Source organism: Erythrobacter sp. S267 (assembly GCF_057365045.1).
The window spans coordinates 2411150-2427273 of sequence record NZ_CP200298.1 but is presented as its reverse complement, the minus strand read 5'-3'; the positions used below and the strand labels follow the sequence as shown (position 1 = coordinate 2427273).

Here is a 16124-nt window from a genome sequence, read left to right as displayed (position 1 = left end):
CCGCAGATCCCGAAATGGTGAGCCCTGCTGGGTTCGAACCAGCGACCTACTGATTAAAAGTCAGTTGCTCTACCAACTGAGCTAAGGGCCCCCATCGGGTGGCGCGGTTGTGGTTGGCTTCTCCCGCGCGGAAGCGCTCAACTAGGCAGGGGAACGCGCGGGGTCAAGCATTGGATTCACCGCCGCGCGCAAGGCTGCCAAATAAGGGCTTATTGCTGGTGCACAATCGCCCAGTGTTCAAGGATCGTACGATTGTGCGGTGCGCCTTCACGCGCCTTGGTCAACAGTGCGCGGGCTTCTGAGACATTGCTGCCTTGCTCCCACAGCGCCCACCCCAAAGTGTCCATGATTTCCGGGCTGTTCGGCGCCTCCGCCAGTGCGCGGCGGGCCAGAGCCACAGCCTCTTCATGTTTGCCGAGCTTTGTTTTCACCGCGGCGGCATTGTTGAGCAATGCAGGGTTGGTGCGACCCTTGCCGTCGATCAGCGGGGCATAGATGCGCTCAGCCTCCTCCCACTCGCCGGCTCGGATTGCAGCGCCGGCTTCGCGCATTTCGACGGCAATGGAGGGGGCGCCATCGCGTCGTTCAATCAAGCTGCGAATGCGCGACGCGTCATCGCGCTTGGTCTGCTCAGCCAATCGCAGAGCCAGGACAAGGCCGGTTCCATCGATCTGAGGATGGTCGATGACGGGCGCAATGGCACTCCAAGCTTCCTCAAACCGCTCCAACTCAGCCAGGCTGTTTGCCAGAACCTGCCGTGCGAGCGGGTCGCCGCCCGTTGCTTTGACATAGTCGCCCAGAGCCATCGCCGCGGTCGCATGCTGGTCGCGGGCGGCGTCGATAAAGCCGCGTAGCCGAGCGAATTGCGGATCGCTGGAGACGGTTGGCGGAGCCATTTCAATCAGCTCAAAGGCGCGCGCGAATTCACCTGCGTCATAGGCCATTTGCGCGGCGAACAGCAGGCCGATGGGATGCGGCGGACCCGCTTCGTTGGCCTTGTTGATCCAGTTGCCGGCCTCCTGCGTGTCGCCGCGATCCCGCGCGATAGCGGCCATGGCGAGCATGGCGCTCTGGTCCATTGGGCGCACGGCGAGCACTTTCTCAAAATGCGCTTGCGCCTCCTTCGCATCGCCTGAGCCAAGCGCAAGTTGGCCCGCAAACATATGCGCCTGAGGGACACTCGGCTCCATCGCAAGAACGGGGGCGAGGCGCGTTGCAGCAGCCTCAGCTTTTCCCTGCGCCCACAGGCGCTCTGCATCAATCGTCACGAGGCGGGGGTGATCGGGAAATTGGGCAAGCCCTGCATCCAGCGTGTCGAAGCCTTGCTGCGTATCGCCTTGCGAAAAATGCCACGCGATTGTGGCGACAAAGGCCTCTGCTGAATCCATCGTCAGGCCGGCCACCGTGTCGCGCGCAGCTTGCATATATTGGCCCATGATCTGCGCTTCAGCCAGCTTGGCCTGAGCCAGAGCATATTGCGCAGATCCTTCTGCCACGCTTTCATATTCGCTCACCGCGCGGTCTGGATTGCTCAGCGCCATTGCAGCGTCACCGGCTAGGATGCGCAGCGCTGGATTGTCGGGGTCAAGCTCAATCGCGGCGCTCGCCAGGTCCAGCGCAGTCCGGGGCTCACCATCCGCCATCGCCTGCTGAGCGGCGGCAAAAGGATCACTCGGAGCGCTCTCACAACCAGCCAGAGCCGGGGTGAGAAGCAGGGCGAGAACAGCGCTCGAAAGCTTCAAAGTGTGACGCGTCATCATGTCGCCAAGCGATAGGGGAAGATGATTAACGGTCGGTTTGAGCCGCGATAATTGTCGGTTTGGTTTACAACTCATGAAGCGGTCCAAAACGCATTAACCTTTGAAAGGCTCTGATTCCGGGGCTTCCGCGCGTTCTGGCACGCTGTTTGCTTAAAAATATTTACCAATCAATCTGTTCTGACAGCGAGTGTGCATTCGATCGCCGCCCACTGTCGAACCTACCGGGGGTAAACCATGAGCAAGATTACTAAGACCGCAGCGATGGCCGTCGCCGCTGGCTCCATGATGGCCGCAGCGCCAGCATCAGCTGCGATTTTCGAATATGAAATGACCAATGGCGACGTCATGACGCTGAACACCGACACCGGAACCGGCACTTGGACCGGGAACGGCATCGACGTTCAGTTCAAAGGCGACGACATCAAGAACTTTCAGGGCGGCGCGAACCCGAGCTTCAAGTTCACTCTGAGCGAGATGACCGGTTTCCGCACCATTCGTGGCACCGACTACACGCCGACCACGCAGAATGGCAGCCGCTTCCACCCGTGGATGCTCAAGACCACTAACACCGGCGCAGTGAACCTGTGGTCGTGGTGGGGCGATCCCGTGATTGCGGGCGACTATGTGAAGCGCATTGGCGACTTCCGCACGGTTGATGTTCCGGCCCCTGGCATGCTCGGCCTGTTCGGTCTGGCGCTGGTTGCGCTGGGCCTTGGCCGTCGGCGCAAGCGGGCTGCTGCGGCGGCTGCCTAAACGACTTTCACGAATACAGACTTGGTCCTCTGTATCTGCGTAATGCGCCTCGCCGGGAAACTGGCGGGGCGTTCGCGTTTTTAGGGTGAGACTTTGCTCGTCGGCCTCGAAAGCCTGGCCAGATGTTGGCGCAGGGCGATCCCGTCTGGCGGGGCCTTCCAATCGGCCGCTATTTGCACGGCGGGTTGCAGGACAAAGTCGCGGCGGTGAAACTCGCGATGCGGGATGGTGAGCTCACGCGACTGGTAACGCCCGCCGCTCCACAGCACGATATCAAGGTCGAGCACTCTGTCGCCCCAGCGCTGTCCGCGTCTGCGACCGAATTCCTGCTCTAGCCGCTTGAGCCCACTAAGCAGCGCGTCGGGGGTGTACTCACTCTCCAGCACACAGGCAGCGTTGGCAAAGCGGCGGCGGGCTGCACCCATTGGCGCGCTGTTTATGATGTCCGAGCGGGCAGTGACCGTGCCGAGGACGGCGAGCTCCTCCATTGCGGTGCGCACGACGTTAGCCGGCCGGCCATAAAGCCCATGCGGTCGGTTGGAACCGAGCGCGATCAGATAGGTGCTGCTCAATTAGTGCTCTGGTCAGATGTCTTCGGCAAGGCGGCCATATAGCTGTGGGCGGCGGTCGCGGAAGAAGCCCATGCCAGCGCGATGCTTGGCTGCGCGGGCAAGGTCTAGCGTGGTGACCAGCACGCCGGTCTCTTGGCTTCCGAATTCCTCGACCAGATCGCCCCACTCATCGCTGATGAAGGAGTGGCCATAAAAGTTCTGCGCTGCTTCGCCATCGCCCTCCGCCCCGATCCGATTGCTCGCGACCACTGGCATGCAATTCGACACCGCATGGCCGATCATCGTACGCCGCCACATGCGGCTGGTGTCGAGGTCAGCGTCATAGGGCTCGGAGCCAATCGCCGTGGGGTAGAGCAGCACTTCGGCGCCCTTCAAAGCCATCACCCGCGCGCATTCGGGATACCATTGATCCCAGCAAATGCCGACGCCGACCCGAACAGTTGAGCCGTCATCCGATGGCACGTCCCAGACCTTGAACCCGTCATTGCCGGGGCGGAAATAGAACTTCTCTTCGTATCCCGGACCATCGGGAATGTGGCTCTTGCGATAAGTGCCCATCACCGCGCCATCCGGGCCGATCATGGCGAGCGTGTTGTAATAGTGGTGCCCGTCGCGTTCGAAGAAGCTGGTGGGGATCGAGACTTTGAGCCGCGCTGCCAGCTCCTGCATCGCGATCACACTTGGATGCTGCGCGGTGGGCCGGGCGAGCGCAAACAGCGCCTCATCCTCCTCGCGGCAGAAATAGGGGCCTGAGAAGAGCTCGGGCGGCAGGATCAGCCGCGCGCCTTTGCTGGCGGCCTCTTCCACCAGAGCCGCAACAGCAGCGATATTGCCCGCCTCATCTGGGCGAGCGAGGGGCAGTTGCAAGGCGGCGACGGTCAGTTGGCTCATAAGAAAGAGCCGATAGCTTCACTCGACCTTCGTGAAAAGGAGCGTCATGCGATCGCTCTCACCGATTTCTTTGTATTTCGCCTTGTCACGGTCGCCCAGCGCGAAGGTTGGGGGGAGAGTCCATACCCCTGCTTCGTGGTCGGCGGTGTCGTTCGGATTGGCGTTGATTTCGCTGGAGGCGACGAGCTCGAACCCGTTGGATTCGAAAAAGGCGATCACATCGGCCTGTTTCAGATAGCCCGCATTGCCATCGGCAAATTCATCAGCGGCATCAGCGGAGGCGCGGTGCTGGACCACTCCGACCATGCCGCCGGGGGCGAGCGTATCGCGCAAGGCTGCAATTTCGCTTTGGGCAATGTCCCAGCGCATCAGATTGTGCATCATGCGGATGATGAGCACGCGGTCGACCTGGCCATCAAGGCTGTCCGGCACAGCGTCGCCAAAATGGAACGGCAATTTCTCTTGCGGGATCCCGAGCGCGCGAGATTGAGTGGCGGAGAAAGTCTCGCCCCCTTCGCGCAGGCGCATCCGAAAGTCTTCGTTGAGCGACGCGACCCCATCAGGCGCGAAGCTGACCGCGATATATTGCCCTTTGTCCGAAAGGTACGGCGCGAGGATCCGCGTATACCAGCCGCCGCCCGGCGCATATTCGATCAAGGTCTGGTCGGGAGCGATCTGGAAGAACTCGAGCGTCTCAGCCGGATTGCGCGCGGCATCACGCTTGCGATCACGCTCGCGTCGTTCATGCGCCAGCGTCTCTTTCAGCCGCGTGTCTTCGATCTGGGTGTCATCGCATTCGTTCACCGCCACACCTGGGTCGCAAGCGGCGAGCGAAAACGCGCCCGCCGCTAGCACCATCACAGATCGAAACGCTCTCACGGTTTGAGCCCGCTTACTGAGCCTTGCGGAACAGCAAGGTCATACGGTCGCTTTCACCGATCGCACGGTGGCGGGCCATTTCCTCTTCGGACTGGCGGCCAAAGCCAAGCGACGGAGGAAGGGTCCAGACGCCGCCTTCATAGTCGGCGGTGTCGTTGGGGTTGGCATTCACTTCGCTTGAGTCAGCCAGTTCAAAGCCATTTGCCTCGAAGATCGCGACAACGTCTTGCACCCGCATATAGCCGCGCTGGCGTGCGCCGTAATCGTCGTAGGATGCGCCGTCAGGAGCGCGGTGCTGGACCACGCCAACCATACCGTCATCCTTCAACATCACGCGCGCCGCCTTCAGCACGTCGTCCGCATTGTTGCGCATGTTAAGGCCGTGCATCGAGCGGAAGATTACCACGCGGTCGACCGTGCCGGCCACGTCCTCTGGCATCTCATCAATTTCGAACGCCATCACGTCGTCGGCTTCAACGCCCATTGCTTCAGCCAGGCCGGACTTGAAACGCTCGGTCCAGCCCTTGGCGCGCGCTTCCTGAGCGCGGTCGCGATAGGTGCCGGCGTCGCTGTCGGTGTTGACGGCCATATATTGGCCGGTCGGCATCAGGTACGGCGCAAGTACGCGGGTGTACCAGCCGCCGCCGGGGCCGAATTCGGCAACCGTCATGCCCGGCTCAACACCGAAGAAAGCGAGCGTTTCAGCCGGATTGCGATATTGGTCGCGTGCGCGGTCATCATCGCGGCGTTCATGCGCGAGCACGTCTTCGATGCTGTGCGCGTGGTCGCCGTGGCCGTCAGCGGCTGCAGGCGATGCGAAGGTGACAAAAGCAGAGCCAGCGGCGAGCGCGGCAAGCAGAGTGGCTTTCATGGGATCGGTCCTCTCATTTCCAGTTGCGAATGTTCCTCCTGACGAACGCCGCGCATGATGACAAGGTTCCTCAAAGAACTCTGGCAATACCGGTCGGCCTCCCTATGTCGTTTATCGAAAAGGAGACCTGATTAGACATGGAACAGGCAGTTATCGCAGGCGGATGCTTCTGGTGCACGGAAGCGGTCTTCCGCGACGTCATCGGTGTAAGCGCAGTGGAGAGCGGCTATATTGGCGGCTCAGTCCCCAACCCCACCTACAAGCAGGTCTGCACCGGTCAAACGGGTCACGCAGAGGGCATTCGGGTCACGTTTGACCCGGCGGTGATTTCTCTTCCCGAAATCTACGACGTGTTCCTCGGCACCCACGATCCGACCCAGTTGAACCGTCAGGGCAACGATATCGGCACCCAATACCGGTCCGCCATCTTCCCGCTTTCCGCAGCCCAAGGCGAAGAAGCCGAAGCCGCCATCGCGCGCTGGAATGCGGAGAATTCGGGGACGGCGGTCACGACGATTGAGGGGCTGGAAGGCGATGCTCAAACCGCTGAGTGGTATCCGGCAGAGGACTACCACCAGGAATATTGGGACGGCGAAGGCCAGCGTAATCCCTATTGCTTGGCTGTGATCCCCCCGAAAATCATGAAGCTCAGGAAAAGCTTCCAGAAGTATGTGAAACCTTAAAGGGCTTCCGCTCTAGGGTCAGGACCCTAGCCCTTCACCCAGCGTCCAACGAAAAATCCGTCCAAGCCGCCTTGTTCGGTGAGCATTCCGGGGTCAGTGCGGGCCCAGCCTTCTGATGTGGGCAGGAGGTTAGCGGGCAGTTCCTCTGACGCGATGGGATTGGGCTCCAATCCCAGCTCAGCATCGATCCACGCCGCCTGATCCTCGCCCTCTTCCCGCTCTAGGGAGCAGACCGCATAGATCAGCGTGCCACCGGGTTTCAGCCATCCGGCTGCCCTCTCCACCAGCGCGCGTTGGATCTCGACCATCTCCGCGATCTGGCGCGAGCCGATGCGGTGGAGGACGTCGGGGTGGCGGCGGCAGGTGCCCGTCGCGGTGCAGGGTGCGTCGATCAGGATGGCGTCAAACTGGTGCTTCGGCTCCCATTTCAGCGCATCGGCGCGCACGGGCGAGGCCTTCAGGCCAGTGCGCTTCAAATTCTCCTTGAGCACCCCCAACCGCCGTTTGGATAGGTCGAGCGCGGTGACATTCCAACCGTTCGCGGCGAGCGCCATGGTCTTGCCTCCGGGCGCGGCGCATAGGTCGAGCGCATGTCCAGTTCCCTTGCCCAGCAGCATCGAGGGGAGCTGCGCGGCGAGGTCTTGCACCCACCACGCGCCTTCCTTGTAGCCCTCTAAAGTCTCGATCCTGCTCCCGCGGGGCACGCGGACATGGCCGGGGGCAAGGCTCTCTCCGCCCAGCTTCGCTTGCCACCCGGCGGTCTGCGAGGCGTCTTTGATGTGGAGATCGACTTCGGGAGGCATGGCGAGGCCAGTCGCGATTGCTTCAGCTCGCTCACCCCAACGCTCGCGAACGTCAGCAGGCAATGTTGGCGCTTCGGGCAATGCCACCTCGCGCTTCGTCAAAGTCGAGAACACGCCATGTGCAAGCCGCCTTGGCCCTCCGGAAAGGAGCGGCAGTCCGGTGGCGATTACCGCATGCGGCGGGGTCTCCAATCGCAGTGCCTGAGCCAGCATCATGCGCAGCACCGTGCGCGGCTTGGCGTCATCGGGCAGCGGCTTTTTGGTCGCGCTGTCAATCAACGCGTCGATGTCAGTCAGCCAGCGCAAAGTCTCCCCTGCAATCGCCCGCGCAAGCGCCTGATCGTTCGCATCGCGCACATCGCGCAGGGCAGGCGGCGCCGCCTGCTCCAACGTCTCCCCCCGGCGCAGGACCGCATCGAGCAATTTGAGCGCCGCGCGCCGCGCATGAATTCCGGGAGGTTGAGCCATATGACTAGCGCCCTACAAGCGCTTGAAACCGAGCGCCAGCCTCGCCATGTTTGCTATCAAGATGACCACAAAGAAAACCAAAGCCGCGCGCGACTTCAAAAAGCCTGCGCACTGGACCAACGATCCTGTGCCTGCGCCCAAAAAGGTTGATCCGAATAAGGACGAGCCGCGCGATCTGTCTCCCACGCGCTATGGCGACTGGGAGAGCAAAGGCATTGCCTGGGATTTTTGAGAGAGCGGAGACGGTTGCTCCAGAACGGCTGCGCTAGCGGCCGCAAGCGCGCCATAAGACAAGGGCGCGCGCCCGCAGGTGCCCGTAGCCCAAATTTTGTATGGGGGCGAAGGAATTGCACCGAGGACGCTCGCCCGGACGGGCGAGCGTAACCAATTAAATACGCACAAACTTCACCTGCAACCCGTCCTTGGGCTGCGGGATTGGCCATTCCTGCCAGTCGGGCTTGTAGCCGTCCGCAACCTCAATCCGGTATTGCTGGAGCAAGTGCGAGAGGATCAGTTTGATCTGCATATAGGCAAAGTGCAGGCCCAGACACATATGCGCGCCGCCGCCAAAGGGGACCCAGGCATATTTGTGCCGCGCCTTCACCTTGTCCGGCGTGAAGCGCATCGGATCGAAGGTGAAGGGATCGTCCCAATATTCCTCTGAGTGGTGCGTCCAGTAGATGTTGATGCCAACCAGCTGTCCGGCCGGGATGCGGTATCCGCCGAACTCAAATTCCTTGAGCGCGCGGCGCGGCATGGAGGGCACGGGCGGGATCAGTCGCAGCGCTTCTTTGAAGGCCATCTCGGTCAGTTCCAGCTTGCCCATATCGTCATAGTCGAGCGCGCGGGTGTTGCCGTCGGCATCCGGGCCGCCGGTCACCGCCATAATCTCCTCGCGCACTTTCTCTTGCCATGCGGGATGGGTCGCGAGCTGATAGATCAGGGAGGTGGAGGATGACGTGATCGTGTCGTGGGCGGCCATAAGCAGGAAGCTCATGTGATCAACCACCTGATCAACCGGCAGCAGCGAGCCGTCTTCGCGTGTCGCTGTAGCGAATTGGCTGAACATGTCTTGCCCGCCGCCCTCTTCGCGCCGCCGGATCGTTTCCTTGGTCAGATAGTCGACCATGAAAGCGCGGCCATCGACGCCCTTCTTCATCTTGGTGAAGGGCAAAGGTTTGCGAACGGGCGCGACTGAGGCTTGCACCATATCGACGAAGGCAGTGTTGAGACTGTCGGCCTCTGGCCCCAGCGGAACGCCCAGAAAACTCTCCGCCGCCAGATCGAGGGTGAGTTTCTTGATCGCGGGGAAGAAGGTCTTTGGCCCTTCCCACGTCTTCACTTCGCTTGCGATGCCTGCGTTGAGAGAGCCGGAATAATGCCGCATCGGCCCCGGCTTGAACGCGATAGACAGCGCGCGTCGGTCAATCCGGTGGTGGTCGAAATCGAGCAGCATCAGCCCGCGCGGGAAGAGCTGGTCAAGCACCGGTCCCCAGCCTTGTTCGGAGGAGAAGATCTTGTCCTTGTTGAACAGGACCAGCTCGTTTGCCTCAGCTCCGACCAGAGTAACTTGATACCCACCAAAGGCGCGGTTTTTATAGACCTTGCCGTATGTGTCGATCATCCGCTTGGTAAAGCCGTGCGGATCGGCGAGCATGGTGAAGGTGTTGCCAACAATGGGCCATCCGGTTTCGCCCGGAATGTGGGACAGCTCACTGACATCTGGGTTGCCATCACCCCAATGATCGAAGGTGGGCGCTTCGGCAGCGTCGTTCGGCTTGGCTAGGGTGGCCATGTCGGTGGTCTTTCTCACAAAGGTAAGGTTCGAAATCGGTCTATGATTTGAAACTTACCAGAATGTAAGCGGCTCTTACAAGCGTCTCAGATCCAGCCGGATAGCTCGCGCCGGATCATCGCCTCGACCATAGTCAGGCCCGCCTCGGAGGTGTTGAGGCAGTCTAGCACGGCATAGTCTTCGCCGCCTGCCTCGAGGAATTCATCGCGGCCTTCCAGAGCGAGCTCTTCCAGCGTCTCGACACAATCGGCGGCGAAACCGGGCGCGGCAACGATGAGCTTCTTGGTCCCCTTCTCGCCCTCGGCAATCAGAGTGTCGTCGGTTGCTGGCTCCAACCACTGAGCCGGGCCGAAGCGGGACTGGAAGGTGGTTTCGAACCGAACGCCTGCAAACTCGGGCCTCTGCTCCAGCTTCTCGCGCAGCAGACGCGAGGTTTTTTGGCAGTGGCAGTGATAGGGATCACCGCGATCATGCGTGCGCTGCGGCATGCCGTGGAAGCTCAGCAGCATCACTTCTGGCTTGAAGGTTAGCGCCTTGACCTGCCGAGTGAGATCATCGGCGAGCGCGGTCAGATACAGATCATCGTCGTGATAGGGCGGCACAAAGCGCAAGGCCGGCTGCCAGCGCCGCTCCTTCAACACGCGCGCCACTTCGTCGAAAACGGTTGCGGTCGTGGCGGCGCAATATTGCGGATACATCGGCGCAACCAGAATGCGGTCGCAGCCTTTCTCCGTCAATTTGGTCAGCTGATCCTCAATCGACGGCTTGCCGTATCGCATGGCGTAGTCGACGATCACTTTCTCTCCGAACAGGTCGGCAATCGCCTCAGCCTGCGAAGCGGTGATGTCAGCCAGCGGAGAGCCGCGATCGGTCCAGATTTTCGAATAGGCTTCCGAGCTTTTCTGGGGACGCGTGTTGAGGATGATCCCGCGCAAGATCGGCTGCCATGCAATCGCGGGTATCTCAATTACGCGGCGGTCCGACAGGAATTGCTTTAGGTATCGTTTGACGGAGGCAGGGTCCGGCCCATCGGGCGTGCCCAGATTGACCAGCAACACGCCAATTGTCCCGCTCGAAACGGGCGGGTGATCATTGGGGAGATGCTGTTTTTGCCAAGTCATGAAAGTGCGAGGGGTCGCCTGTAAGTGTCAGTTCGGTGTCCAAATACGCTACGCCCGCCTCATAAGAGGCAAACGCGATCCCACGCGTTTCGATAAATCTTAAAGCCCGCTAGAAAGTAGGGGCAGTCTTCTCAGTCGCAAGCCCGTAGCAGAAAAGAGAGCATTGGCAATCGCTGGCGGGGTGACGACTGCGCCCAATTCACCCGGATCGGCGGGTGTGGCGTCAGACGGCATGAAGTCGACTTCTATCTCTGGGCAATCAGCAAGCTTGGGCAGGCCAAGGTCAGCATAGTCGAAGCTGGCGGGCAGACCGCCGCGCATTTTGATCGCATTGCCCAGCGCCATGCCAAGGCCAAACAGCAAGCCGCCTTCGATCTGCTGGCGAGCGATGTCGAGATTGACGATCCGGCCAATATCGACCGCCACTGACAACCGCGCCACTCTAACGCCCGCGCTCGATCCGTCAGCCGCGCGCGTCGCAGTCGCCACGCAAGCGATCCGCCCACCGGTCTGCGCATCCCCGATCCTGTGGCAGGCAATGCCCTGACCGCTCTGGTTCACGCCGCCATTCCACTCCGCCATGGAGGCTGCGCGTTGGAGGCATGCGGCAAGCCGAATATCGCTGCCGAGCATCGCCATGCGGTAGGATAGCGGCTCTCTCGCATGGCGGTTGGCGACTTCGTCGAGGAAGCTCTCAATCGCAAAGCAAGTCGGCCCGTGGGCATTGCCGCGCACCCGGCCTGCGGGATGGCCGGTTTCGACCGGCACATGGCGCACGGTGACGCTGGCGAGTTCGTAAGGCGGAACGGCCCCCTCGACCGCCAAAGGATCGCTCTTGCCCGTGCTTTCGCGAATAGCGGCCCAAGGCGTCAGATTGCCGAACAACCGCTCGCCAAATTCGCGCATCACGGGCGGAGTGGCGACCCGCAGTTGAAGTGCGTCAATGTCGCCGCGCCCGCCATTTGACAGCTGCGCACCGATCATCACGCCGGTTGTTGGGCGCGGGCGTGATCGGATCATCTCATCCCGGCGCGGCCATGTAAGCTGCACAGGGCGCTCCAATGTCTTGGCGATATGTGCGACTTCAATTGCGTGCTCATGCTCCAGCCGCGCATCGAAGCTGCCGCCAGCGGGCATGGGATAGAGCGCGACATCCTCCACCGCGATGCCAACCGCTTTGGCAGCGGCTTTGCGGGCTTGTTCCGGGGCCTGGCTTGCGATCCACAATTCCAGCCTGCCATCGACAAAGCGCGCCGCCGCACTCGCAGTTTCAATCGGCGCGGCGTGGACGGGTTCAAAATTGTAGCGGCGGGCGAAATCGACCTTGGTCAACGCCTCTTCGCCGAACCCTGTCTCTGCAATCTTGTAGCTGTCGCCCCCGCTCAAAAGCGTGTCGAGCCGCGCTTCGATCACGTCGCTGTCGACCGGATAGGGCGTGGTGAATTGCGGGTCCATCGCGTCGAGCGCTTTGTTGGCGCTCCACCAAGTCGTCGCGGCAACGGCGAGCCAACGTTTGGTTTTGACTGCGCCGACCACGCCCGAAACACCCGCCGCAGCGCCTTCGTTGAAGCTTTCGAGCTCGGCGCCATTGTTGGGCCCGTGCCGGATTGCGGCAAAGACCATGCCGGGCAGGCGCACATCAGCGGCAAAGCGGTAGGAGCCATCGACTTTGGAGGGCAGATCAATCCGAGGGAAAGCAGGCGGGGCGTTGCTGTCGGACTGGCCATCGGCAACGAAAGGGTTCTCGCTTGGCACGTCGGGGCGCACCGGAGGAGGGTCGGGCGGCGATTGTTCAGCGGCTCCGGCGGCGAGTTCGCCAAAGCTTGCGCGCTGGTCGTTCCAGGAGACGATGCCGTTGGCGACCTCGCACTCTTCCCAGGCCGTGCCCCAGCGCTCAGCCGCTTCCTGCGCCAGCATTGCGCGGGCCGCGGCAGCGGCGGCTCTTGCGGGGGCTTCGTATGCGGCGAGCGCCGTGCCATCGGCGGTCGCGGTAAAGCGCGAGGAGCGAGCAAAGCTCTCCGCCAACATATCGTCGGTCGCATCTGAGATGCCGGTCGCAAGCGGCTCCCACAATTCAGCCCACTTTTTGGCGAGCGGCACGTTGGGATAGGCGGCTGCGACGGGAGCAGGCTCAACCGCGATCTGTCGCCAATCCGCTCCCAATTCCTGTGCGACGATCTGCGGGATCAGCGTCGTGATGCCTTGGCCCATCTCCAATTGCGGGACCGCGACAGAGACGACGCCGTCCTCTGCAATCTTGATCCAGGCGTCGAAAATATGCTCGCCACTCGCCGCGGCCAGCGGGTTGGGATAGTTGCGCGGCAGAAACCACCAGGCGACCAGCAGCCCGCCGCCTACAGCAGCGCCTGTGACCAGACCTCGCCGCGTAAACTGCATCGCCTCAGACCGCTCCACTCGTCATCCAACGGTCGAGCTTGTCGGCGATGGCGAGGAAGGGGGCGGCAACCTCTGTGTCTTCAGCGGCAGGAGGTTTGCCAGCGTCGCCAGCAAGGCGCGTCTGCATGGTCAAGGGCACGCGGCCAAGGAAGGGTATCTCCAGCGCCTTGGCAAATTTCTCGACCCCGCCGGAGCCAAAGGGGTCGGAGATGTGCCCACATTCGGGGCATTCGTAACCAGCCATGTTCTCGACAAGGCCGATGATGGGCACGTCGCCATCCTCAAACAATTGCCCTGCGCGCGCCGCGTCGAGCAGTGCCAAGTCCTGCGGCGTGGAAACAAGCACGGCTCCATCGGGCTTGCTGTCCGCCATCATCGATATTTGCACATCGCCCGTGCCCGGCGGCAAGTCGATCAGCAGCAATTCGGTGTCGTCCCAGACTGCATCGACCAATTGTCCGAGCGCTTTGCCCGCCATCGGCCCGCGCCATGCAAGCGCTTTGCCGGGTGCAACGACATGCCCCATGGAGAGAACCTTGACCCCGTGCGGGCTTGTTACCGGCACCAGTTTGTCGCCCAGCGCTTCAGGCTTCATCTTTTCCGTCGCGAGCAGGCGCGGCTGGGAGGGGCCGTAGATATCGCCGTCGATCACGCCAACCTTGCGACCTTTACGCGCCAGAGCCACGGCGAGGTTCGTCGTGAGCGTCGATTTGCCCACGCCGCCTTTGCCTGAGCCAACCGCAATAATCATCCGCCGCCGCCGCTCTGCGATCAGCGCCACGCGGACTTCTTCGATACCGTCGAGTTTGGACAGGGCATCTTCGATCAGTTTTTCGAGCTCTTCGCGCGCCTTCGCGCCCAGATCGCCACCCTCTGCAACGACAATCGCACGGCTCTCGACAATCCTTGCCGAGCGCAAGCGGCCGTGAATTTCGATCGGCAAAGCGGATCGCAGGCGGGCTTCGTCTTCAGCGGGATTGGAGGGTGTTTGTGAGCTGTCAGTCATTGCGAAATGCCTCTAGCATCAAATTCCGTACGCCAACCCCTGTTTTTCCTCAAAATGCGTTCCTATAAGGATAGCATGCAAATTTTTGACGGTTTCAGAAAGAATATCGCACTCGCCATGGCGGGAAAGAAAAGCCCTTGGGGCGGTTCAGGCTCGAAAGGCTCTGGCGGCGGATCGGATGAAGGCGGCGACAGCGGCGCTCCCGATGGCGATGATGGCTCCAAGGAAGGCCCCAAGGAAGGACCGCGCAATCCGTGGCTTCCCGGTGGCGGAGGCGAGGGTAAACGCCGCTCAGCCAATATCGAAGACATCTTCAAAAACCGCGGCCCCGAAGGCCCACGCCGTGCAGGCGGCGGAGGCGGCACGGGCTTCCGCCTGCCAGAGACGCCGGCGGGCGGCAGCTGGGTTCCCATTATCATCGCAGGGCTTGTCGCGGTTTGGTTGATATTCACCTCCTTCCACTTCATTCAGCCCGGCGAGCAGGCAACCGTGACTCGTTTTGGCGGCAAATTTGTCGGAACCTACGATCAAGGCACCAATGTTTCCTGGCCCTATCCGATCAGCATCGTCGAAGTGGAAAACGTTCAGGAAATCCGGACTGAGGAAGTGGGCAGCAAGCTGATCCTGACCGGAGACCAGAACCTCGTCGATCTCAGCTATTCGGTGCGTTGGAACATCAACGATCTGTCGCTGTTCCAATTCCAGCTCGCTGACCCGATTGAGACGGTGCGCGAAGCCGCAGAGACCGCGATGCGGTCCTCGGTTGCGGAAAAGACGCTCGACACCGTGATCTCGGGTGAAGGGCGCGCCGACATTCAAGGCAATGTCCAGACCCGGATGCAGTCCATCCTCGATAGCTACGGCGCAGGCATCACGGTGCAAGGTATCGAAGTCGACAAGACCGATCCGCCCGAAAGCGTGGTAGAGGCGTTTAACGACGTGCTCGCAGCGCAGCAGGATGCTGAGCGTGAATTGAATGGCGCGCGGCGTTATTCGCAGCGTCTGCTGGCTCTCGCCGAAGGTGAGGCGGAACAGTTCAATCAAATCTATGCGCAATACCGTCTTGCCCCAGAAGTGACCCGCCGTCGTCTGTATTACGAGACAATGGAAGCGGTGCTTTCCCGCACAGACAAGACCGTGATCGATGCTGATGGCGTCACCCCCTACATCCCTCTGCGCGAGGTTGAACGCAGCCGCCCGACGGCCGCGCCGCCTGCCGCGTCAGAACAGGGAGGCCAGTAAGATGCAGAACATTTGGACCCAGTATAAGCTCGTCTTCATCGCGCTTGGCGTGATCCTCGTGGGCGGTGCCTCGTCGCTTTTTGTGACGCCGGAGACCAAGCAGGCGGTGATCATCAGCGCGGGTAATCCCAAGCAGATCGTGAATATGTATCGCCCGGATGATCCCTTCGGTCAGACCGGTGCAGGCTTCTGGTATCGCATCCCGTTCTACGACCGTGTGCAGATGGTGGAGCGCCGTGTGCTCGATCTCGACATGGATAATGAGCAGGTTCTGACCAGCGATCAGCAGCGCCTTCGCGTCAACGCCTATGCGCGGTATCGGATCATCCAGCCGGTGCAGATGATCGAAAGCGCGCGCGATGAAAACGGCCTCAACACCCAGCTTACCCGCATCCTTCGCTCGGTTCTGCGTCAGGAGCTCGGTCGGCGGACTTTCGCCAGCCTACTGACCACAGAGCGTGGTGATGCGATGAACAATATTCGCGACACGCTTGATGCTCAGGCCCGTCAATATGGCGCGCAGATTATCGACGTTCGGATCAAGGCGGCTGACTTGCCAGAGGGAACTCCCCTGCAAGCGGCCTTCACTCGGATGATTTCGGAACGGCAAGAGCAAGCCGAAACAATCCGCGCACAAGGTCGGAAGAACGCTCAGATCATTCGCGCACAAGCCGATGCAGAGGCGGCGGCAACCTATGCCGATGCCTATGGCAGGGATCCGGACTTCTACGATTTCTACCGCGCGATGCAGTCTTATCGTCAGACATTCATCGCTGGTGAAGGAAATTCCTCGATGGTGCTCGATGCGGACAACGAGTATTTCAACCAATTCAACGGGAATTGACGCGCAAACAGCAGGACAAAGAGCGCGCGACCGACGAAG

The 16124-nt window shown here is 61.3% G+C and carries 15 protein-coding genes and 1 tRNA gene; 5 read left to right on the top strand and 11 right to left on the bottom strand.

Annotated features, from left to right (window positions below; translation table 11 throughout):
* Positions 1-15: 15 nt before the first annotated feature.
* Positions 16-91, bottom strand: a tRNA-Lys gene (locus AC0V6X_RS11330).
* A 118-nt stretch (positions 92-209) separates the two neighbouring features.
* Positions 210-1760 carry a tetratricopeptide repeat protein gene (locus AC0V6X_RS11325; RefSeq protein WP_486184647.1) on the bottom strand — a complete coding sequence of 517 codons (1551 nt, stop codon included), beginning with the start codon at positions 1758-1760 and terminating at the stop codon, positions 210-212.
* A gap of 234 nt (positions 1761-1994) precedes the next feature.
* On the opposite strand from AC0V6X_RS11325, the gene AC0V6X_RS11320 reads away from it, so the two are divergent.
* Entirely contained in the window at positions 1995-2513 is a 519-nt protein-coding gene (locus AC0V6X_RS11320; protein ID WP_486184646.1) for a PEP-CTERM sorting domain-containing protein, read from the top strand.
* Between the two features lie 80 nt (positions 2514-2593).
* Here the strand turns inward: AC0V6X_RS11320 and folK are convergent, their stop codons facing one another.
* From folK to AC0V6X_RS11300, 4 genes are read right to left on the bottom strand one after another with little or no spacing between them, the layout of a single operon-like run.
* On the bottom strand, positions 2594-3085 hold the full coding sequence (gene folK, locus AC0V6X_RS11315) for a 2-amino-4-hydroxy-6-hydroxymethyldihydropteridine diphosphokinase (protein WP_486184645.1): 492 nt from the start codon (positions 3083-3085) through the stop codon (positions 2594-2596).
* Positions 3086-3097: 12 nt separating this feature from the next.
* On the bottom strand, positions 3098-3976 hold the full coding sequence (gene aguB / locus AC0V6X_RS11310; RefSeq protein ID WP_486184644.1) for an N-carbamoylputrescine amidase: 879 nt from the start codon (positions 3974-3976) through the stop codon (positions 3098-3100).
* An 18-nt stretch (positions 3977-3994) separates the two neighbouring features.
* The gene (locus AC0V6X_RS11305; protein ID WP_486185575.1) at positions 3995-4834 is read right to left on the bottom strand and encodes a class I SAM-dependent methyltransferase; all 840 of its coding nucleotides are present in this window, start codon (positions 4832-4834) and stop codon (positions 3995-3997) included.
* 34 nt (positions 4835-4868) lie between these two features.
* A complete protein-coding gene (locus AC0V6X_RS11300) occupies positions 4869-5726 on the bottom strand; it encodes a class I SAM-dependent methyltransferase (protein ID WP_486184643.1) in 858 nt (285 codons plus the stop codon).
* A 137-nt stretch (positions 5727-5863) separates the two neighbouring features.
* Between AC0V6X_RS11300 and msrA the strand changes: the two genes are divergently transcribed.
* Positions 5864-6409 (top strand): peptide-methionine (S)-S-oxide reductase MsrA, encoded by a 546-nt coding sequence (gene msrA, locus AC0V6X_RS11295; protein ID WP_486184642.1) that lies wholly within the window; start codon positions 5864-5866, stop codon positions 6407-6409.
* Between the two features lie 26 nt (positions 6410-6435).
* Here msrA and AC0V6X_RS11290 read toward each other — a convergent pair whose 3' ends face one another.
* Positions 6436-7680, bottom strand: coding sequence for an RsmB/NOP family class I SAM-dependent RNA methyltransferase (locus tag AC0V6X_RS11290; RefSeq protein ID WP_486184641.1), 1245 nt, complete (start codon positions 7678-7680; stop codon positions 6436-6438).
* 61 nt (positions 7681-7741) lie between these two features.
* On the opposite strand from AC0V6X_RS11290, the gene AC0V6X_RS11285 reads away from it, so the two are divergent.
* On the top strand, positions 7742-7912 hold the full coding sequence (locus AC0V6X_RS11285; RefSeq protein WP_486184640.1) for a DUF1674 domain-containing protein: 171 nt from the start codon (positions 7742-7744) through the stop codon (positions 7910-7912).
* Between the two features lie 156 nt (positions 7913-8068).
* Here AC0V6X_RS11285 and AC0V6X_RS11280 read toward each other — a convergent pair whose 3' ends face one another.
* From AC0V6X_RS11280 to AC0V6X_RS11265, 4 genes are all read right to left on the bottom strand, one after another.
* Complete coding sequence (locus AC0V6X_RS11280; RefSeq protein ID WP_486184639.1) at positions 8069-9475, bottom strand: cytochrome P450; 1407 nt, start codon at positions 9473-9475, stop codon at positions 8069-8071.
* 86 nt (positions 9476-9561) lie between these two features.
* Positions 9562-10596, bottom strand: a complete 1035-nt coding sequence (gene hemH, locus AC0V6X_RS11275) for a ferrochelatase (protein WP_486184638.1) — start codon at positions 10594-10596, stop codon at positions 9562-9564.
* A 99-nt stretch (positions 10597-10695) separates the two neighbouring features.
* Positions 10696-12993: a xanthine dehydrogenase family protein molybdopterin-binding subunit gene (locus AC0V6X_RS11270; RefSeq protein ID WP_486184637.1), complete on the bottom strand. Its 2298-nt coding sequence runs from the start codon at positions 12991-12993 to the stop codon at positions 10696-10698.
* A gap of 4 nt (positions 12994-12997) precedes the next feature.
* Positions 12998-13999, bottom strand: coding sequence for an Mrp/NBP35 family ATP-binding protein (locus AC0V6X_RS11265; protein ID WP_486184636.1), 1002 nt, complete (start codon positions 13997-13999; stop codon positions 12998-13000).
* Between the two features lie 117 nt (positions 14000-14116).
* Here AC0V6X_RS11265 and hflK point away from each other — a divergent pair, with 117 nt between their 5' ends.
* Positions 14117-15241, top strand: a complete 1125-nt coding sequence (hflK, locus tag AC0V6X_RS11260; RefSeq protein WP_486184635.1) for a protease modulator HflK — start codon at positions 14117-14119, stop codon at positions 15239-15241.
* A gap of 1 nt (position 15242) precedes the next feature.
* Complete coding sequence (hflC, locus tag AC0V6X_RS11255; protein ID WP_486184634.1) at positions 15243-16085, top strand: protease modulator HflC; 843 nt, start codon at positions 15243-15245, stop codon at positions 16083-16085.
* The last annotated feature ends 39 nt before the right edge of the window (positions 16086-16124 follow it).